This is a genomic window from Bradyrhizobium ferriligni, from assembly GCF_056837965.1.
Window position 1 is genome coordinate 1 of the sequence record NZ_JBXEJO010000257.1, and the last position, 457, is coordinate 457.

General features: G+C 37.4%; 1 protein-coding gene. It reads right to left on the minus strand.

Annotated features, from left to right (window positions below; all coding sequences use genetic code 11):
* On the minus strand, positions 1-286 hold a 286-nt coding region (locus AC1VNY_RS42625; RefSeq protein WP_482409693.1), incomplete at its 3' end, for a hypothetical protein.
* Between the last annotated feature and the right edge of the window lie 171 nt (positions 287-457).

Sequence of the window (457 nt, forward strand, 5' to 3'; positions counted from 1 at the left end):
AGACTTGCCTTTCATTAAGACTAAGTAACACTAAAATTAAATATAGCAAACATGTCTCATACGTTCGGTATCGGATCATTGCTTCCACATCTACTTTTTTAATGCTGTTTTGATTTATCCATTTCTGCCACACCAAACAGTACTTTTGAAGTCTCCTGATTTCTGGTCTTAATGCAGCCATCTCTCCATTTAGTGAGCGTACATCCACAAACAGTTGATTTATCTCAATCTGAATTTTGAAAATAAGAGGTTCAAGTTCAATGCAAAAATGAGTATCAGATGTCATCAATACATTTAACATTTTTGCACTTCAAATGCTCCATATCGACCACTTGCTAACCACTCTTTGTGATCTGAGCCTAAGAGCAATTGTACGCTGCCAGCTATGCGTCTACAAGTAGGCCATCACATCCACTTTCTGTGATGCTTTTTAGTAGTTTCCCTATGTCCCTTCATC